This window comes from Curtobacterium phoenicis (assembly GCF_047238015.1).
Taxonomy (GTDB): Bacteria; Actinomycetota; Actinomycetes; order Actinomycetales; family Microbacteriaceae; genus Curtobacterium.
In genome coordinates this window covers 2,580,182-2,599,702 of the sequence record NZ_JBDFLZ010000002.1, presented here as the reverse complement: position 1 = coordinate 2,599,702, position 19,521 = coordinate 2,580,182, and the positions used below count along the sequence as shown (strand labels likewise).

17 protein-coding genes are annotated in these 19,521 nt (G+C 72.0%); 14 read left to right on the top strand and 3 right to left on the bottom strand.

Annotated elements, in window-relative coordinates; translation table 11 throughout:
- Positions 1-68: 68 nt before the first annotated feature.
- A complete protein-coding gene (locus ABC270_RS12410) occupies positions 69-1,136 on the bottom strand; it encodes an FUSC family protein (RefSeq protein ID WP_412881074.1) in 1,068 nt (355 codons plus the stop codon).
- Between the two features lie 204 nt (positions 1,137-1,340).
- On the opposite strand from ABC270_RS12410, the gene leuC reads away from it, so the two are divergent.
- The 6 genes from leuC to ABC270_RS12380 are packed head-to-tail and all read left to right on the top strand — an operon-like array spanning position 1,341 to position 7,811.
- Positions 1,341-2,804 (top strand): 3-isopropylmalate dehydratase large subunit, encoded by a 1,464-nt coding sequence (gene leuC, locus ABC270_RS12405; RefSeq protein ID WP_412881073.1) that lies wholly within the window; start codon positions 1,341-1,343, stop codon positions 2,802-2,804.
- On the top strand, positions 2,804-3,400 hold the full coding sequence (gene leuD, locus ABC270_RS12400; protein ID WP_412881072.1) for a 3-isopropylmalate dehydratase small subunit: 597 nt from the start codon (positions 2,804-2,806) through the stop codon (positions 3,398-3,400). The genes leuC and leuD overlap by 1 nt, the downstream gene beginning before the upstream one ends.
- Complete coding sequence (gene murA, locus ABC270_RS12395) at positions 3,400-4,767, top strand: UDP-N-acetylglucosamine 1-carboxyvinyltransferase (protein WP_412881071.1); 1,368 nt, start codon at positions 3,400-3,402, stop codon at positions 4,765-4,767. The genes leuD and murA overlap by 1 nt, the downstream gene beginning before the upstream one ends.
- A 5-nt stretch (positions 4,768-4,772) precedes the next feature.
- On the top strand, positions 4,773-5,591 hold the full coding sequence (locus ABC270_RS12390) for a lysophospholipid acyltransferase family protein (protein WP_412881070.1): 819 nt from the start codon (positions 4,773-4,775) through the stop codon (positions 5,589-5,591).
- Entirely contained in the window at positions 5,584-6,696 is a 1,113-nt protein-coding gene (locus tag ABC270_RS12385) for an NAD(P)H-dependent glycerol-3-phosphate dehydrogenase (RefSeq protein ID WP_412881069.1), read from the top strand. The genes ABC270_RS12390 and ABC270_RS12385 overlap by 8 nt, the downstream gene beginning before the upstream one ends.
- 29 nt (positions 6,697-6,725) lie before the next feature.
- Positions 6,726-7,811, top strand: coding sequence for a D-alanine--D-alanine ligase family protein (locus ABC270_RS12380; RefSeq protein WP_412881068.1), 1,086 nt, complete (start codon positions 6,726-6,728; stop codon positions 7,809-7,811).
- 169 nt (positions 7,812-7,980) lie between these two features.
- Here ABC270_RS12380 and ABC270_RS12375 read toward each other — a convergent pair whose 3' ends face one another.
- Complete coding sequence (locus ABC270_RS12375) at positions 7,981-8,466, bottom strand: DUF3515 family protein (RefSeq protein WP_412881067.1); 486 nt, start codon at positions 8,464-8,466, stop codon at positions 7,981-7,983.
- Positions 8,467-8,490: 24 nt separating this feature from the next.
- Between ABC270_RS12375 and thiL the strand changes: the two genes are divergently transcribed.
- Positions 8,491-9,486, top strand: coding sequence for a thiamine-phosphate kinase (gene thiL, locus ABC270_RS12370; RefSeq protein ID WP_412881066.1), 996 nt, complete (start codon positions 8,491-8,493; stop codon positions 9,484-9,486).
- Between the two features lie 129 nt (positions 9,487-9,615).
- On the opposite strand, the gene ABC270_RS12365 is transcribed toward thiL, so the two are convergent.
- The gene (locus ABC270_RS12365) at positions 9,616-10,179 is read right to left on the bottom strand and encodes an RsmD family RNA methyltransferase (protein WP_412881065.1); all 564 of its coding nucleotides are present in this window, start codon (positions 10,177-10,179) and stop codon (positions 9,616-9,618) included.
- Between the two features lie 96 nt (positions 10,180-10,275).
- Here ABC270_RS12365 and ABC270_RS12360 point away from each other — a divergent pair, with 96 nt between their 5' ends.
- The 7 genes from ABC270_RS12360 (at position 10,276) to ABC270_RS12330 (ending at position 19,513) form a co-directional block, all read left to right on the top strand.
- Entirely contained in the window at positions 10,276-12,507 is a 2,232-nt protein-coding gene (locus ABC270_RS12360) for an ATP-dependent DNA helicase RecG (RefSeq protein WP_412881064.1), read from the top strand.
- 33 nt (positions 12,508-12,540) lie between these two features.
- Complete coding sequence (coaD, locus tag ABC270_RS12355; protein WP_412881063.1) at positions 12,541-13,035, top strand: pantetheine-phosphate adenylyltransferase; 495 nt, start codon at positions 12,541-12,543, stop codon at positions 13,033-13,035.
- Positions 13,036-13,121: 86 nt separating this feature from the next.
- On the top strand, positions 13,122-13,682 hold the full coding sequence (locus ABC270_RS12350) for a YceD family protein (protein WP_412882090.1): 561 nt from the start codon (positions 13,122-13,124) through the stop codon (positions 13,680-13,682).
- 44 nt (positions 13,683-13,726) lie between these two features.
- A complete protein-coding gene (rpmF, locus tag ABC270_RS12345; RefSeq protein ID WP_022905230.1) occupies positions 13,727-13,930 on the top strand; it encodes a 50S ribosomal protein L32 in 204 nt (67 codons plus the stop codon).
- A 13-nt stretch (positions 13,931-13,943) separates the two neighbouring features.
- Complete coding sequence (rnc, locus tag ABC270_RS12340) at positions 13,944-14,708, top strand: ribonuclease III (protein ID WP_412881062.1); 765 nt, start codon at positions 13,944-13,946, stop codon at positions 14,706-14,708.
- A 3-nt stretch (positions 14,709-14,711) separates the two neighbouring features.
- Positions 14,712-15,683: a bifunctional DNA-formamidopyrimidine glycosylase/DNA-(apurinic or apyrimidinic site) lyase gene (mutM, locus tag ABC270_RS12335; protein ID WP_412881061.1), complete on the top strand. Its 972-nt coding sequence runs from the start codon at positions 14,712-14,714 to the stop codon at positions 15,681-15,683.
- 68 nt (positions 15,684-15,751) lie between these two features.
- Positions 15,752-19,513: a chromosome segregation SMC family protein gene (locus ABC270_RS12330; RefSeq protein WP_412881060.1), complete on the top strand. Its 3,762-nt coding sequence runs from the start codon at positions 15,752-15,754 to the stop codon at positions 19,511-19,513.
- The last annotated feature ends 8 nt before the right edge of the window (positions 19,514-19,521 follow it).

Below are 19,521 nucleotides of genomic sequence, written 5' to 3'. Positions count from 1 at the left end.
CGAAAGGACCGACAAGGTACGCCCGGATCGACCAGGTACGCCCGCTTCGACCAGGTACGCCCGGCCTCTCAGACGGTCGGGATCGCACTCGTCGCGCCGAGTGGACGGCCACGCCGACGTTCGACCGCGCGGCCGACGAGCAGCAGCCCCACGCTCACCAGCGCACCGAGCACGGTCTGCGCGATCCGGTCGAGTGCGAGGAGCTGCGGCGTCTCGGGGAGGCTCAGCCACGACACCGCGAGGGCGAGCGGCGTGAGGAACAGCAGCGTGACGGCGTACCGTCGTGCGACGAAGATCTCGGCGAAGAACTGCCCCACGACGGCGATCACGACGATCCACCAGACGCCGGGCTCGAGCAGCAGGATGCCGACCGCGATGACCGTCCCGCCGACGGTCCCGATGACACGCTGCCACGCACGACGGAGCGTGTGGCGCTGCCGGAGCGCCGGCAGCGTCGACACCACGGCGATGACCGCCCAGTAGGGGTGGCCGAGTCCGGGGATCGCCTCGGCGACGCCGCCGGCGACGAGCGACCCGACGACGTTGAGCGCGACGGTCTCCCGGAGCGCCGGGGTGCGGAGGACGTCGAGTGAGCGGTGCTTCCGCGGCGCGAGCGGCCGGAAGCGGTGCGGTGCGTGCGGGTGGAACACCCGACGGAGCACGACGCCGGACATCGCGACGAGCCACGCCCACGCGACCGAGCAGACGATGATGAGCAGGACCGTCGGGACGTCGGACGGTCGGAGCGGCACGAGCGCCGACACCACGAACGCGAACACCGGGAAGATCGGCTGCGCCGGGATCGTCTGCAGCGCCGTGAGGGTGCACACCGCGACGACCAGCACGGCCACCAGGCCGATCGCCTGCAGCCACAGCGGGTGCCCGAGCAGCGCCACGCCGATGCCCGCGAGCATGCAGGCCGCCTGCAGCGTTCCGGCGACACCGGTGGTCACGGCACGCTGTCGGTACGGTTCCGTCGCACCGAAGATCGCGGTGAACCCGGCGAACATCGCGAACGCGGCGTACCCGGGCATCCCGAGGGCGATGAGCAGCGCGAGCGGTGCGCCGCCGGCGATCGCGGCGCGGGCTGCGCCCTCGAGGTTCACGGTCCGGGTCGAGTGCGCAGGTGTCGTCATGTCGCACCCATCTTCCCACCGCGACGGATGTCGCCGGCCCGGGCCGCGCCTCCAGGCGGTTGCCGCCACCGGCCTGGAGGCGCGTGGCGGGCTCGCCACGCGCCTCCCCTCCGGACTGACGTGGCTTGGTATACCAACCTGCTAGAGTGACCGGAACGAGCCGCGACAGCGGCGTACCGACGTCAACGAGGAAGGGCCGGGCCGATGGGAAAGACGCTCGCCGAGAAGGTGTGGGACGACCACGTCGTGGTCAAGGGCGAGGACGGGAACCCGGACCTCCTCTACATCGACCTCCACCTCGTGCACGAGGTCACGAGCCCACAGGCGTTCGACGGCCTGCGCCAGGCGGGCCGTCCGGTGCGCCGCCTCGACCTGACCATCGCGACCGAGGACCACAACACCCCGACCCTCGCGATCGACCGGCCCATCGCCGACCCGACGAGCCGCACCCAGATCGAGACCCTGCGTCGCAACTGCGAGGAGTTCGGCGTCCGCCTGCACTCGCTGGGCGACAAGGAGCAGGGCATCGTGCACGTCGTCGGTCCGCAGCTCGGACTGACCATGCCGGGGATCACCGTCGTGTGCGGTGACTCCCACACGTCGACCCACGGCGCGTTCGGTGCGATGGCGTTCGGCATCGGCACGAGCGAGGTCGAGCACGTCCTCGCCACCCAGACCCTGCCGCTGAAGCCCTTCAAGACGATGGCGATCACGGTCGAGGGCACGCTGCGTCCGGGCGTCACCGCGAAGGACATCATCCTCGCCGTGATCGCGAAGATCGGCACCGGCGGCGGTCAGGGCTACGTGCTCGAGTACCGCGGCTCGGCGATCCGTTCCCTCTCGATGGAGGGGCGCATGACCATCTGCAACATGTCGATCGAGGCCGGCGCCCGCGCGGGCATGGTCGCCCCCGACCAGACGACCTACGACTACGTGCAGGGCCGCGACCACGCGCCGACCGGGCAGGACTGGGACGACGCCGTCGCGTACTGGGAGACGCTGCGCACGGACGACGACGCGGTCTTCGACGCCGAGGTGTTCATCGACGCCGACGAGCTCGAGCCCTTCGTCACCTGGGGTACGAACCCCGGCCAGGGCGTCTCGCTGTCCGAGGCCGTGCCGGACCCCGCGAGCTACAGCGACCCGAACGACCAGGCCGCCGCGCAGCGTGCGCTCGAGTACATGGACCTGCAGGCCGGGACCCCGATGAAGGACATCGCGGTCGACGCGGTCTTCATGGGCTCGTGCACGAACTCCCGCATCGAGGACCTCCGCGCCTTCGCGTCGATCATCCAGGGCCGCAAGAAGGCCGAGGGTGTCCGGGTCATGGTCGTCCCGGGGTCCGCCCGGGTGCGGCTCGAAGCCGAGGCCGAGGGGCTCGACAAGGTGTTCACGGACTTCGGCGCCGAGTGGCGCTTCGCGGGCTGCTCGATGTGCCTCGGCATGAACCCCGACCAGCTCGCGCCGGGGGAGCGGTGCGCCAGCACCTCGAACCGCAACTTCGAGGGCCGCCAGGGCAAGGGCGGCCGGACCCATCTCGTCTCGCCGCTCGTCGCCGCCGCCACCGCTGTCCGCGGCACGCTGTCGAGCCCGTGGGACCTGGAGACCGACGACGCGCTGGCGTCGGTCAGGGACACCGAGACCGCCACCACCGAGGGGACCTACTGATGGACAAGATCACCACCGTCACCGGGATCGCCGCACCGCTGCAGCGGTCGAACGTCGACACCGACCAGATCATCCCCGCGGTGTACCTCAAGCGCGTCACGAAGACCGGCTTCGAGGACGCCCTGTTCGCGGGCTGGCGCCAGGACCCCGACTTCGTACTGAACCGGCCCGAGTACCAGGGCGCGCAGGTGCTCGTCGCCGGACCGGACTTCGGCACGGGGTCGAGCCGTGAGCACGCGGTCTGGGCACTCCGGGACTTCGGCTTCCGCGTCGTCGTCTCGAGTCGCTTCGCGGACATCTTCAAGGGCAACGCGGGCAAGCAGGGCCTGGTCACCGCGATCGTGACCGAATCGGAAGTCGAGGCACTCTGGGCCGAGATCGAGCGGAACCCGGGGGTCTCCGCGACGGTCGACCTCGTGGCGCAGCGCGTGTCGCTGGGCGATGTGGACGTCCCCTTCGAGATCGACGCTTACACTCGTTGGCGGTTGATGGAAGGGCTCGACGACATCGGGCTCACCCTCCGTGACGAGACCGCGATCACGGAGTTCGAATCCCGCCGCTCCCGTTGGCGGCCGAAGACATTGCCGGTGAAGTAGTGAACTCTCTCGTACAGGACGCCGCAGCCGCAGGGGCTCGCGTGGGGCTCAAGTCGGACGAGATCGTCATCCGGGGCGGCAAGCCGCTCGTGGGACGCATCGAGGTCCGCGGAGCGAAGAACCTCGCGACGAAGGCCATGGTGGCGGCACTCCTGGGCGACACCCCGTCGATCCTCAAGGACGTCCCGGACATCTCCGACGTCAAGGTCGTCCGCGGCCTGCTCGAGGTCCACGGCGTGCGCATCACGGATCCTGCACGAGGCGAGCTCATCCTCGACCCGTCGAACGTCGAGTCGGCCCACTTCGCCGAGATCGACGCGCACGCCGGGTCGAGCCGTATCCCGATCCTGTTCTGCGGCCCGCTGCTGCACAAGCTCGGCGAGGCGTTCATCCCCGACCTCGGCGGCTGCCGCATCGGCGACCGCCCGATCGACTTCCACCTCGACGCGCTCCGTGCCATGGGTGCCGTCGTCGACAAGCAGGTCAGCGGGATCCACCTGACGGCGCCGAACGGCCTGAAGGGTGCGGAGATCGAGCTGCCGTACCCGAGCGTCGGCGCGACCGAGCAGGTGCTGCTCTCCTCGGTGCTCGCCGAGGGCGTCACCGAACTCCGCAACGCCGCGATCGAGCCCGAGATCATGGACCTCATCGCGATCCTGCAGAAGATGGGCGCGATCGTCACGGTCGAGCCGAACCGCACGATCTTCATCGAGGGCGTCGAGTCGCTCCGCGGCTACACCCACCGGGCGATCAACGACCGCAACGAGGCCGCGAGCTGGGCCTCGGCCGCACTCGCGACCAACGGCGACATCTTCGTCGAGGGCGCGAAGCAGCAGGAACTCATGACGTTCCTCAACGTCTTCCGCAAGGTCGGCGGCGGGTTCGACGTCCAGGAGGACGGCATCCGCTTCTACCGCGAGCGCGAGGTCCTCCGCCCCGTGGTCGTCGAGACGGACGTGCACCCCGGCTTCATGACCGACTGGCAGCAGCCGCTCGTCGTCGCGCTGACCCAGGCGGACGGCCAGAGCATCGTGCACGAGACCGTCTACGAGAACCGTTTCGGCTTCACGGACGCCCTCAACGAGATGGGCGCCGACATCGTCGTCCACAAGGACGGGCTGCCCGGGCACGACCGTCGCGTCGCCCGTCGCCCGTTCGAGCAGGCCGCGGTCATCACCGGCCCGACGAAGCTCCACGCCGCGGACGTCCGCGTGCCGGACCTGCGCGGCGGCTTCAGCCACCTCATCGCGGCGCTGACCGCCGAGGGCGAGTCGCGGATCTCGAACGTCGGCATCATCAGCCGCGGCTACGAGCACTTCATCCCGAAGCTCCGCAAGCTCGGCGCCGACTTCGACTTCGCCGGCTGAGCGCCGTGAGTGCTGCAGGTGACGGCCTGGAGGCGCGGCGTGACCCCGCCTCGCAGGTCACCACGGGTCTGCCCACGCCCGGGCGCCGGTGGCGCCGCGGTGAGCTGAACACCGCCTTCCGCATCACCGCGTCCGTGGTGATCCCGGTCTTCCGGTTCTCCGCGCGCTACCACTGGCACGGGCCGAGGCGCCTGCCCGAGGGCGGCGCGTTCGTGCTCGCGCCGAACCACTTCACGAACATCGACCCACTCGTGGTGGGCACGGCCGTGTGGCTGTCCCGTCGTGCTCCGCGGTTCCTCGCGAAGGCCTCGCTCTTCAAGGTCCCCGTCTTCGGCAAGCTCATGGCGGGCATGGGGCAGATCCCGGTCGAGCGGTCCGGACGGACCCGGCTCAGCGACCCCCTCGGCGGCGGCAAGTCCGTCATCGAGCAGGGCGGCGCGATCATCGTCTACCCGGAGGGCACGCTCACCCGCGACCCGGACCTGTGGCCGATGCGCGGCAAGACCGGTGCGGTGCGGATCGCGCTCGAGAACGACGTGCCGCTCATCCCGATGGCCCACTGGGGCACGCAGGGGATCATGGCGCGCTACGGCAAGAAGCTGAAGCTGTTCCCGCCGACGCGCGTCGACGTGATCGTCGGCGACGAGGTCGACCTCTCCGCCTACCGCGGCCGACCGATCGACCAGCAGATGCTCGTCGAGGCCACCGCGATCGTCATGCAGCGCATCACCGAACTGTTGGAGGAGCTGCGCGGCGAGACGGCCCCGGCGACCCGCTGGGACCCGGCAGCCAACAACCAGAAGGAGACCGGCAAGTTTGAGTGACCACGGCCCGGGCCTCCGCCCGCACGAGGACCACCCGGACCCCGTCGTCGCCGCACCGGGCGCCGTCGACACCGCCGCCATCCGGGTGGTCATGCAGACGACCGACAAGCCCCGCGTCGCCGTCATCGGTGCCGGCAGCTGGGGGACCACGTTCGCCAAGGTGCTCGCCGAGGGCGGTGCCGACACCGTCGTGTGGGCCCGGCGGCCCGAGGTCGCGCGGGAGATCACCGAGACGAAGCGCAACTCGGAGTACCTGCCCGGCATCAACCTGCCGCGGACGCTCACCGCGTCGACCTCGCTGTCCGCCGTGCTCGACGGCGCGCAGCAGGTCTACGTGTCCGTCCCGTCGCAGTCGCTGCGGTCGAACCTCGCCGCCATCGCGCCACTCCTGCCCGAGGCCGTCCCCGTCGTCAGCCTGATGAAGGGCGTCGAGAAGGCCACCGGCCTGCGCATGAGCGAGGTCCTGCACGAGGGGCTCGGCATCGACCGCGACCGGATCGCCGTCGCGAGCGGTCCGAACCTCGCGCTGGAGATCGCACGACGACAGCCCACCGCGGCCGTCGTGTCGTCCTCCTCGCTCGACACCGCCACCGCCGTCGCCGCGGTCGCCACGAACCCGTACTTCCGGTCGTTCATCAACACCGACGTGATCGGCACCGAGTTCGGCGGCGTGCTGAAGAACCTCATCGCGGTGGCGATCGGCATCGTGGACGGTGTCGGCTACGGCGAGAACACGAAGGCGTCGATCATCACCCGCGGCCTCGCCGAGATGACCGACTTCGCGGTGTCGCTCGGTGCCCAGGCCTCGACGCTGTCCGGCCTGGCAGGGCTCGGCGACCTCATCGCCACCTGCCAGTCACCGCTGTCGCGCAACAACACCGCCGGGCGCCTGCTCGGCCAGGGGTACCGGTTCGACGAGGTCGTCCGGCAGATGAACCAGACCGCGGAGGGGCTCGCGTCCGTCGCGCCGATCCTCGAGCTGGCGCGGACGAACGGCGTCGACATGCCCATCGTCAGCCAGGTGGGCAAGGTGCTCGCCGGTAGGCTCGACCCGCGCAACATCGCGCCGCACCTCACCGAGACCGACGAGCCCCAGGGCGAGTGACGGGTCCGCGACCACCCAGGGGGTCCTCCATGGCCAAGACCACCGTCGCCGTGCTGTTCGGCGGCCGTTCCAGCGAGCACGCGATCAGCTGCGTGACCGCCGGCGGGATCATGGACGTCGTCGACCGGGACGCCTACGACATCGTGCCGATCGGTATCACGAAGGACGGCGCGTTCACCCTGCAGCCGGACGACCCGACACGGTGGGCGATCCACGACCGTCACCTGCCCGAGGTCCTCGACAACGCCACGCGCGTGGCGTTCCCGACGTCGCCGGCGACCCGCGACCTCGTCGTCTCGCACGCGGACGGGTCCGTCACGACCGTGCCCGACGTCGACGTCGTGTTCCCGATCCTGCACGGCCCCTTCGGCGAGGACGGCACGATCCAGGGCCTGCTCGAGATCGCCGGCCTGCCGTACGTCGGTGACGGGGTGCTCGCGAGCGCGCTGGCGATGGACAAGCACGTCGCGAAGGCCGTCCTCGAGCACGCCGGACTGCGGGTCGCGCCGTGGACGACCGTGCTCCGACGGCAGTGGCTCTCCGACCCGGTGGACGTCGCCGAGTCGGTGGCCGCGCACGGGTTCCCGGTGTTCGTGAAGCCCGCCCGGGCCGGGTCGAGCATGGGCGTCTCCCGGGTGGACGAGCCGTCGCAGCTCGGTGCCGCGATGGACCTCGCGTTCGAGCACGACTCGAAGGTGATCGTCGAGCCGCGGGTGATCGGCCGCGAGGTCGAGGTCGCCGTGCTCGAGGGCCGCGACGGTGTGCCGCGTACGAGCCTCCCGGGCGAGATCGTCGTTGCCCAGGACGGCTTCTACGACTTCGAGTCGAAGTACCTCGGCGGCGACGAGTCCCTGCTCTGCCCGGCGCCCCTGACCGAGTCGCAGACCGACGAGATCCGGTCGATCGGCGCCCGTGCGTTCGAGGCGATCGGGGGAGCCGGTCTCGCGCGGGTCGACTGCTTCCTCACCGACGACGGCTTCGTGGTCAACGAGGTGAACACGATGCCGGGGTTCACCCCGCTGTCGATGTACCCGCGCTGCTGGGCCGCCACGGGCGTCTCGTACGGTGAGCTCGTCACCGAACTCATCGAGCTGGGCCGCACCGCCGTCCGCTGAGCGGGCGCGCCGCGAGCGGCCCGCGCGCGGCTGTCGCTCATGCGAAAGCGACAGTCCGCGGCCCGTTGACGCCGCCGATCTGTCGCTCTTGCGAAAGCGACGGGTCGCAACTGTCGCTTTCGCGGACCGGATGCTCTCGGGGCGTCCTCCGTTCGACGACGCGGAGCGATCAGCCGTTGACCTCGGAGGGGTCGAGGCACCGGTGGCCGTCCTTGGGCAGTGTCGACACCGCGGTGCCGATGTCCTGCAGGACCTGGTCGGTCGCCTTCGAGGACTCGATCACGACCTGCACCGCCGGTGACCGGCCGAACGTCGTGTACACGACCTGTGCGCCACGGTCGTCCCGGATCCAGTCCACGGAGCCCTTCGAGAAGCACGGCAGGTCGGACACGGTCGGCACCGCGACACCGCAGTGGTAGATCGCCACGGCCGGGTCGCCCCACGCCGCCGTCGACTGCGCGTCGGTGTTGCGGAGCGCCGCGTCCTGTCCGACCACGCTCGGGAGTCGCACCTGGGCGTCCGCGCACGCGGCCGCGTTCGCCGACGGCGCGGCGGTCATCGAGACGGCGTTCGTGCACCCGGTGAGGCCCGCGGCGAGGGCGATCGCCACGCCGACGATCGCGGCGGTACGGGAGGTGCGGCGCGCGGTGTCCATCGACGTCCAGGCTACCGTTCTCGTGTGGACGCGCAGCACCGGGACCAGCCCGCACCGACCGTGGGGGAGCTCGGTGAGCTCGACGTCCTCGACCGTGTCGTCCGTCGGCTCCCGGTGGGCGACCCGCTCGTCGGTCCCGGTGACGACTGCGCGGTCCTCGCCGCCCCCGACGGCCGGTACGTGGTGACGACCGACATGATGGTGCACGGTCCGGACTTCCGCTGGGCGTGGTCCTCACCGGAGGACATCGGCTGGAAGGCCGCCGCGACGAACCTCTCCGACGTCGCCGCGATGGGTGCCCGACCGACCGGGCTCGTCGTCGCGCTCGCGGCACCGCAGGACACGCCGGTGACCGTCCTCGAACGGTTCGCTGACGGGGTGCGGCTCGCCGTCGAGGCCCTCGCCCCGGGCTGCGGCGTGGTCGGCGGCGACCTCTCCACGTCGTCGACGTTCACGGTCGCGGTCACCGCGTTCGGCGACCTCGCCGGCCGCGCCCCGGTGCTCCGGTCCGGGGCACGAGCGGGTGACGTCGTCGCGGTGTCCGGTGAACTCGGTCGCGCCGGCCGGGGGCTCGCGCGGCTCTTCCGCGACGGGGTCGACGAGGCCGGGGAGCCCTCCCGCGCGGCGACGGTCGCGAGCGGGGCCGACACCGACCCGGACGTCGGCCGGCAGCGACGACCGGTCCCGCCGATCGGGGACGGGGTCCTGGCGGCGGCGTCCGGAGCGACCGCGATGCTGGACGTCTCGGACGGGCTCGCGATCGACGGTGGACGGCTGGCGCGGGCGAGCCGGGTGACGATCGACCTCGAGCCGCAGGCGCTGCCGGACGCGTTCGCCCTGCACGGCGGCGAGGACCACGGGCTCCTCGCGACCTTCCCCGCGGGCACGGCGCTGCCCGGCGGGTTCCGGCGCATCGGCACCGTGCGGGAGCGTGGGACGCACGACGTGCTCCGGGACGGAACACCCGTCGAGACGACCGGCTGGGACCCCTACGCGGACTGGGACGGTGCGTCGGGCTGACGCCACCGCCAGCCGTGCAGCGATACGCATCACGTCCGGTCCCGCGTCGTGCGGCGCGACCCGTCGTGGGACGCGCGTCGAGCCGACGCACCGACCCGTGCCTCCAGGCTGCCACGCGGAGCGTGACGGTCAGGAGGCGGCGACCACGGCCTCCCACGCGACGGTCTCGCCGTAGCTGCGCTTGCTGAACGGCTCGAGCCCCGCCGGCCACGTCGGCTCCGGCGACCGCTTGCTGCGCTCCACGATGACGACCGCGTCGCGGGTGAGCCGTGGCACCAGCGCCTCGAGCACCTCGCCGATCTCGTGCTCGGTGACCTCGTACGGCGGGTCGAGGAACACGAGGTCGAACGTCCGCACGGTCTGCCGCAGGAACCCCAGCGCCGGCTGCGCGTGCACGTCGATCCGCACACCGGGTACCCGCTTCCGGACCGCGCGCGCGTTCTCCTTGCACGCCGCCGCCGCACCGGGTGCCCGGTCGACGAGGACGACCTCGACCGCGCCCCGGGACGCCGCCTCGAGCCCGAGGGCGCCCGTCCCCGCGTACAGGTCCGCCACGGCCGTGTCGTCGACCAGGCCCCGCGACTCGAGCGACGAGAACACCGCCTCGCGCACGCGGTCGCTCGTCGGCCGGGTGCCGGACCTCGGCACCCGGAGCGTCGTGGAGCCGGCGGCGCCGGCGATGATGCGGGTCATGCAGCCACCGTAGCGGCCCGGAAGGACGCTCCAGCGTTCTCCACGGGCCGGCCTGGAGGCACGGTGCGCGTCGGTCGTGCCGGGTAGCGTTGTCGCGTGGTCACCATCCGTCCGAACGCTGCCCCGGCCGCGCCCGTGCCGTCCGCCGACGGCGGGCTCGACACGCGGCTGTCGAGCGTGCTCGGCGGACGGACCGCGAGTGCGATCGAGAAGGCGTTCGGGTACCGCACGGCGGGGGAGCTCCTCGAGCACGCGCCGCGTCGGTACGCCGAGCGCGGTGCACTGACCGCGCTGGACTCGCTCGCGATCGGTGAGTCCGTGACGATCGTCGCCGAGGTCGTCGACGTCCGCGAACGCACGATGCGTGCTCGCCGTGGGTCCATCCTCGAAGCCAAGATCGGCGACGGCAAGGGCTTGCTCACGCTCACGTTCTTCAACCAGGGCTGGCGGACGAAGGACCTCGTCCCGGGCGCGCGTGGGGTGTTCGCCGGCAAGGTCGGCGACTACCGGGGCGCCCGGCAGCTCGCCCACCCCGACTACGAGCTGTTCGACCGCGACGACCCCCGCTCCCTGGCCGACCCCGGCTCGGACGAGGCCATCCGGTGGTCGCGGCAGCCGATCCCGATCTACCCGGCGACCGCGTCGCTGTCGTCGTGGCAGATCGCGAAGGCGATCGGGGTGGTGCTCGACACCCTGCCCGACCTCGACGACCCGATCCCGGCGTCCGTCCGCGCCCGACTCGACCTCGTCCCGTACCGGCGGGCGCTCGAACTGCTCCACCGCCCCGAGAAGGTCGCCGACTTCAAGCGCGCACAGGACGCCCTGCGCTACCGCGAGGCCTTCGTGCTGCAGACCGCCCTCGTGCAGCGACGCATCGCGGCGCGGGCCGTCGCCTCGACGCCGCGGTCGGCCGCACCGGGGGGCATCCTCGAGCGGTTCGACGCGTCGCTGCCCTTCACGCTCACCGACGACCAGCGCTCGGTCGGGGCCGAGATCGCGTCGGACCTCGCCGGCAGCTGGCCGATGCACCGACTCGTCCAGGGCGAGGTCGGTTCCGGCAAGACGCTCGTGGCGATCCGCGCGATGCTCACCGTGGCCGAGTCCGGCGGACAGTCGGCCCTCATCGCCCCGACCAAGGTCCTCGCGGCGCAGCACCTGCGGTCGATCGTGAAGTTCCTCGGGCCCGACCTCGCGGCCGAGCTGCGTCCGGTGATCCTGACCGGGTCGCAGTCCACCGACGAGCGCCGACGTGCCCTGCTCGCGGCCGCGTCCGGCAGCTCGCGGCTCGTCGTCGGGACGCACGCGCTCCTCGGCGACCGGGTCGACTTCGCCGAACTCGGACTCGTCGTGGTCGACGAGCAGCACCGGTTCGGCGTCGAGCAGCGCGAGGCCCTGCGCACCAAGGGCCAGACCCCGCCGCACGTCCTGGTCCTCACCGCCACGCCGATCCCGCGCACCGTCGCGATGACGGTGTTCGGCGACCTCGACGTCTCCACGATCGCAGGCGTGCCCTCGGGGCGGGCCGGCGTCGAGACCTTCACCGTCGGGCTCGCCGAGCACCCCGGCTGGGAGTCCCGCATCTGGTCCCGCATGGCCGAGGAACTCGCCGCCGGGCGTCAGGCGTTCGTGGTGTGCCCGGCGATCGACGACGTGCACGCCGAGGACGACGGCGAACCCGTGCCCGACGCTCCCTCCGACGACACGCCGAAGCGCGCCCCGGCCACGGTCCTCGCCACGGCGGAGCGGATGCGGCAGATGCCGGTGCTCGACGGTCGGCGGATCGAGGTGCTGCACGGGCGGATGACCGCGGACGAGAAGGACCGCGTCATGACGACCTTCGCCGCCGGGGGCATCGACGTGCTCGTCGCGACCACCGTGATCGAGGTCGGGGTCGACGTGCCCAACGCCTCGATGATGGCGGTGCTGGACGCCGACCGCTTCGGGGTGTCCCAGCTCCACCAGCTCCGTGGGCGCATCGGCCGCGGGCAGTACGCCGGCGTGTGCCTGCTCGTCACCACGGCGGAGCTCGAGTCCCCGTCGCGGGAGCGTGTCGACGCCGTCGCCGCGTCCGACGACGGGTTCGAGCTCGCGCGGGTCGACCTCGAGCTCCGGCGCGAGGGCGACGTGCTGGGGGAGCGGCAGTCAGGTGGTCGTTCGTCCCTGAACCTGTTGCGCGTCGTCGAGCACGCCGACCTCATCGTCGATGCGCGCGAGGAGGCCGAGCGCGTCCTCGAGCCGGACCCGGAGCTCGTCGGGCACCCGGCGCTCCGGGAAGCCCTGGCCCGACGCCTGGACGAGTCCGACGCGGCCTTCCTCGGCAAGAACTGAGCCGGGTCACGGGCGCCCGGTAGGGTCGCTGGCATGGCGCAGATCGCGGTCGTCCCCGGCTCCTTCGACCCCGTGACCCTCGGGCACCTCGACGTGATCGGGCGCGCGGCGGGACTCTTCGACGAGGTCCACGTGCTCGTCGTCCACAACCCGGACAAGAAGCCCGCGATGTTCGAGGCCGCCGAGCGTGTCCGGCTCATCGAGGAGTCGCTCGTCGAGACGGGCGTCCGCGACAACGTGCGCGTCGGGGAGTGGACCGCCGGGCTCCTGGTCGACTACTGCCGTCAGGTCGGTGCGACGGTCCTCGTGAAGGGGGTCCGCTCGGGCGAGGACGTCGCGTACGAGACCCCGATGGCGATCATGAACCGGCACCTCGCCGACGTCGAGACGGTGTTCCTGCTGCCCGAGGCCTCCCGTGCGCACGTGTCGAGCTCGCTCATCCGCCAGGTCGCGACCCTCGGCGGTGACGTCACCCCGTACGTGCCCGAGGTCGTGGCGCACGCCCTGGCGGAGCAGACGGCCCGCTGAACCGGATGCTCCGGCGGGGACACGCGGGGTACCCGCCTCGACGTACCGTCCGGATGCCGCTAGGCTTGTCGATCGTGTCTTCCCCCGTGAACAGCCCCTACGCCCTGCGCGTGCGCGACCTCGCGCACCGTCCGGGCGAGATGCGCGAGCACTCGCTCGACGTCGAGGTGCCGGACGCGATGGGTGCCGGGGTCATCTCCGTCCGTCAGGGCGCGCCGATGCACCTCGACGTCCGACTCGAAGGGCTGCACGAGGGCGTCCTCGTGTCCGGACACGCGTCGGCCGAGGCGTTCGGGGAGTGCTCCCGGTGCCTGATCGAGATCAGCGAACCCGTCGAGGTCGATTTCGCGGAGCTCTTCGCGTACGATGTCTCGGAGGATTTCGACTTCTTCGTTCGCGATGACCACGTGGACTGCGAACCGGTCGTTCGAGATGCGGTGGTGCTGTCGCTGCCGTTCCAGCCGGTCTGCCGACCGGACTGCCCAGGCCTCGACCCGGAGACGGGGGAGCGACTGGCTGACCTCGAGGACCACACCCCTCGTGAGGTCCTGGACCCGCGCTGGGCCGCCCTGAGCGGTTTCCAGCCGACCGACGACAGCAACACCCCTGACCAGAGCCCCGAGGGCGACGGCCGCACGTCGGCCTGAACCGCCCTCGCCACTGACCACCGACCAACCGAAAGAGAACCACCATGGCCGTTCCCAAGCGCAAGCAGTCCCGTGCCAACACGCACGCCCGTCGTTCGCAGTGGAAGGCCGCGCCGGTCCAGCTCGTGAAGACGATCGAGAACGGCAAGGTCACCTACAGCCTCCCGCACCGCGCGAAGGTCGTCGAGGACTCGGCCGGCACCCCGCTGTACATGGAGTACAAGGGCCGCAAGGTCGCCGACGTCTGATCGGACCGAACGCATGACCACGACGTCCGGCGCCACGGGGTCCCGCCCCGTGGGGCCGGACGTCGTTCGTCTGCGTGAGCAGCTCGCGGTCGACATCGACCTCGAACTGCTGCAACTCGCCCTCACGCACCGTTCGTTCGCGTACGAGCACGGTGGGATCGGGCACAACGAGCGGCTCGAGTTCCTCGGCGACTCGATCCTCGGCCAGGCCGTGACCGTGAAGCTCTTCCGGTCGTTCCCCGACCTCGACGAGGGCGAGCTGGCCAAGCGCCGCGCGAGCCTCGTCTCGACGGTCGCCCTCGCCGAGATCGCCCGCATGATCGGGCTCGGCCAGTACCTCCGCCTCGGCAAGGGCGAGGAGCAGACCGGTGGCCGCGACAAGTCGTCGATCCTCGCCGACACCGTCGAAGCCGTGATCGGCGCGACGTACCTCTCCGCGGGCCCGGATCCGGCGACCGAACTCGTGCTCCGGCTCGTCGAGCCACTCCTGGTCGACCCGGACCGCTTCGGGGCCGCGATGGATCCGAAGACGAGCCTGCAGGAACTCGCTGCGACGCTCGCACTGGGCAACCCCGCCTACCGGGTCACCGAAGAGGGCCCCGACCACGACAAGACCTTCCACGCCACGGTGGTCCTGCAGGGTGCGGACGTCTCGTCCGGTGCCGGTTCGAGCAAGAAGGCCGCCGAGATGGCCGCCGCGCTTCAGGCCTGGACGAAGCTCTCCGGCCGCGACGGCTCGCCGCGCGTCGACGCCGACAGCACCGCCGGGACCGCGTAGCCGGTGCCCGAGCTCCCCGAGGTCGAGGTCGTCCGCGCCGGTCTCGAGCCCGCCGTCAGCGGCGCCCGCGTGCTCCACGTGGACGTCGTCGACGACCGCGCGCTCACCCGGCACGACGGCCCCGCGGAGGACTTCGCGGACCGCCTGACCGGCCGGACCATCGCCGCCGCCGTCCGGCGCGGCAAGTTCCTCTGGTTCCCGCTGCGTCCCGAACACGACGACGACCGCCCCGAGGCGCTCGTGACGCACCTCGGCATGTCTGGCCAGGTGCTCCTCGGACGTGACCGCCCCGCAGCGAAGCACCGGCGGATCCTCATCGAGGTGCAACCCGGCTCGACCGACCGTGACGGTGTGCCCGAAGTGCCCGTCCAGCTCGAGTTCGTCGACCAGCGCACGTTCGGGTCGATGGCACTGGACCCGATGGTGCCGACGGTGGACGGCGCGCCCGCGGGCTTCGCCGGGCACGTCGACGACGCCGACCCGGACGCGCCGTGGCGTCGGAGCATCCCGCACCAGGTGTCCCACATCGCGCGCGACCCGCTCGACCCGGCGTTCGACGACGACCGCTTCATCGCCGTGGCACGGAAGCGCGCGAGCGGCATCAAACGGGTGCTCCTCGACCAGGGCGTCGTCAGCGGCATCGGCAACATCTACGCCGACGAGTCCCTGTGGGCCGCGAAGCTGCACCACGACCGCCCGGCCGAGCGGCTGACCCGAGCCGACCTCCGCACGCTGCTGGCCGAGGTCCGGAGCGTCCTCGGTCGGGCGCTCGAGGACGGCGGGACGAGCTTCGACGCGCAGTACGTCAACGTGAACGGCCAGTCCGGGTACTTCTCGCAGCGACTCAACGTCTACGGGCAGCAGGGGAAGCCGTGCCCCCGGTGCGGCACGACGATCGTGCGTGAGGCCTTCATGAACCGGTCGAGCCACCGCTGTCCCGTGTGCCAACCCGCTCCGCGCCTGCGCAGGCGTTAGCCTGACGCCCAGCAGCCCAGCCCGCAGCACACCGCCAGCAGCAGCGCAGCAGAACGCCCGGAGACCGCATGTACTTGAAGAGCCTGACCATCAAGGGGTTCAAGTCCTTCGCGCAGCCGACGACGTTCGCCTTCGAGCCCGGGGTCACGTGCATCGTCGGACCGAACGGCTCGGGCAAGTCGAACGTCGTCGACGCCCTGGCGTGGGTGATGGGGGAGCAGGGTGCGAAGACCCTCCGCGGCGGCAAGATGGAGGACGTCATCTTCGCCGGCACCTCGACGCGCGGGCCGCTCGGTCGCGCGCAGGTGCTCCTGACGATCGACAACACCGACGGCCTCCTGCCGATCGAGTACTCCGAGGTGACGATCTCCCGCACCCTCTTCCGGAACGGCGGCAGCGAGTACGCCATCAACGGCGAGAACTGCCGGCTGCTCGACGTGCAGGAGCTCCTCAGCGACACCGGCCTCGGCCGCGAGATGCACGTCATCGTCGGCCAGGGGCAGCTCGACAAGGTCCTGCACGCCACCCCGGAGGACCGCCGCGGGTTCATCGAGGAGGCAGCTGGCATCCTCAAGCACCGTCGTCGCAAGGAGAAGACGCTCCGCAAGCTCGAGGCGATGCAGACGAACCTCACACGGTTGTCGGACCTCGCGGGGGAGATCCGCCGTCAGCTCAAGCCACTCGGTCGGCAGGCCGAGGTCGCGCGCAAGGCGCAGTCCGTCGCCGCCGTCGCCCGGGACGCCAAGGCGCGCATCCTCGCCGACGACGTGGTCCGGCTCCGTCGCGAGCTCCACGAGCACCTCGAGGTCGAGACGGGCCGGAAGTCCGAGCGCATCGTGCTGCAGGAGCGGCTCGACCAGACCCGTGCCAGGCAACAGCAGGTCGAGCAGAGCATGGTCGGCGACGACGTCGACCGCGCCCGGACGGTCGTGCACCGGTTCGAGAGCGTGCAGGAGCGACTCCGCGGCCTGTCGAGCCTCGCGAACCAGCGCCTGATGTTCCTCGCACAGCAGGCCGACGCGCCGCAGCAGGGCCCGACGGTCACACCCGAGCGGGTGGAGTCCGTCCGGGACGAGGCCGACCGGCTCGAGGCACGCGCCGAGGAGATGGCGGCTGACTCCGGCGCTGCCGCGGCCCGGGTGCAGGACGCGCGGGCGGCGCTGGACGCCCTCGACGAGCAGATCGCCGCGCAGGCGGCCGTGGTGTCGCAGCACGACCTCGAGGCGCAGCGGCTGGCCTCCGCGGTGGACGTCGCCCGGTCGAAGCGCGGCTCCGCCGTCGCCGACCGGGAGCGGCGGGAACGCGCGCTGGCCGAGGCGACCGAGCGCGCCGAGCGCGCCGCCGCGGCCCTCGCGGACATCGGGACCGACCCGTCCGAGGGCGTGGACGAAGCCGCCCTGACGGCTGCGGTCACGGCCACCCGCGAGCAGCAGCAGGCTGCGCAGTCGACGCGTGACGAGCTCCGCGACCGACTCCACGCCCTCGAACGCGAGCGGGACGCGCTCGACGCGCGGGTCACGGCCCTCGCCATGTCGATCGACGTCCGTGACGGGTCGCAGGCCCTCATCGAGGCCGGGCGTGCGGGCATCACCGGTCGCCTCGCCGACAGCCTCACGGTCGAGCCGGGCTGGGAGGCCGCGGTCGCCGTGGCGCTCGACGGACTCGCCGACGCCGTGCTCGCGGCGGACCGGACGGTCGCGCTCGACGCGGTCGCGCACGCGCGGACCACGGACATCGGGCGCGTCGACGTCGTCGTCGCGGAACCCGACCCGGCCGCTGCTGCGGCAGCAGGGACCCTGCCGGACGTGCTCCCCGCTGGCGTCCGCCGGGCCGTCGACCTCGTGCAGGGGCCGGCGGCGATCGCGGCGATCCTGCGCGACACCGTGATCGCCGTGGACGAGGACGTCGACCTGGAGGCCGTGCTCACCGCCGCCCCGCAGGCGACGGTCGTCACGCGGTCCGGTGACGTCGTCCGCGCCGTCCGGATCACGGGCGGTGGTGAGCGGATGACCAGCCGCATCGAGCTCGTCGCCGAACGCGACGACGCCGTGACCCGTCGCGACGCGGTCGCGAGCGACGTCGAGGACGCAGCCACGCGCCTCCAGGCCGCCCGTGCCGCCGTCGACGAGGCACGACGCCGGGCGGAGGAGGCCGACCAGGCGTCGCGAGCGCACGCGAAGGCCACCGCGGAGTACGACCGCAGCAGCGCGTCCGCGCGGGCGCGCTCCGAGAACGCGACGGCCGAGGTCGAGCGGCTCCGGGCGGCCCTGGCCGAGACGGACGGCGCGGTCGAGTCCGCCGAGGCCGTGCTCGCCGAGGCCGACGCGGCCCTCGCGGCGTTCACCGACCGGCCGCGCCCGACGGTCGATGCTTCCGGTCGACCGGCGCTGCAGGAGGCACTCGAGGCTGCCCGGGCGGCCGAGATCGAGCAGCGCATCCAGGTGGAGACCGTCCGCGAGCGCGTGCGCGCCGAGCGGAACCGTGCCGCCGGGCTCGAGCGGCAGCTCCGAGCCGAGCGGGCCGCCGCCGAGGAAGCCGCCCGTCGTGCGGTGGTCCGCCGCGGGCAGATCGCCGTCGCCGAGGGCGTCCTCGCCGACCTGCCGGGGGTGCTCGGTGCGGTCGACCGGTCACTCGCGGAGGCCCGCGTGCGGCTGGCGAACGAGGAGTCCGAGCGGTCGAAGCGCAACACTGAGCTGCAGACGATCCGGAACGAGGAGCGGGAGCTCCGCGACCGCCTGCAGACCCTGACCGACGGGGTGCACTCGCTCGAGATGGAGATCTACGAGAAGAAGCTGCACGTGTCGGGCATCCTCGACCGGGCGCAGAGCGAGCTCGGCCTGGTCGAAGCGGTGCTCGTGGCCGAGTACGGGCCACACGTGCCGGTGCCGGTGGACGTGCTCGTCGACCCGCGGGTGCTCGCGCGCAAGCACCGGGAGGCCGAGCGGGAGCGGCTGGCGGCAGCGGCAACGGGGGCGGACACGGCGCCGGACGCTGACGACGAGGTCGACCCGGACGAGGTCGACCCGGACGAGGTCGACCCGGACGAGGTACTCGTGGACGCCGAGTCGACGCTGCCCGGCGGCCCGGCGCTGCCCGAGTACGACGCCTCGGACGACGTCGACCTGGACGCGGTCGAGACGGTGCCCTACGTCCGCGCCGAGCAGGAACGCAGGCTCAAGGCCGCCGAGCGTGATCTCGGGCAGCTCGGCAAGGTGAACCCGCTCGCCCTCGAGGAGTTCCAGGCGCTCGAGCAGCGGCACGCGTTCCTCGCGGAGCAGCTCGAGGACCTCCAGAAGACCCGCACCGACCTCATGACGATCATCGAGGAGCTCGACCAGAAGATGCAGACCATCTTCGAGGCCGCGTTCCACGACACCCGCGAGGCGTTCGACGTCATCTTCCCCATCCTGTTCCCGGGCGGCTCGGGGTCGATCACGTTGACGAACCCGGACGACCTGCTCGCGACCGGCATCGACGTGCAGGTCAAGCCCGCGGGGAAGAAGATCGACCGGCTCACCTTGCTGTCCGGCGGCGAGCGGTCCCTGGCCGCGGTGGCGCTCCTCGTCGCGATCTTCACCGCGCGTCCGTCGCCGTTCTACATCATGGACGAGGTCGAGGCGGCGCTCGACGACGCGAACCTCGGGCGGCTGTTGACCGTGTTCGAACGGCTCCGCGAGTCGTCGCAGCTCATCGTCATCACGCACCAGAAGCGGACGATGGAGATCGCCGACGCCCTGTACGGGGTGTCGATGCGGCAGGACGGGGTCTCCGCGGTGGTCGGGCAGCGGGTGCAGGCGCGGTCGGCGGAGCCGGCCGACGCGGTCGCGTAGCGCCGCGG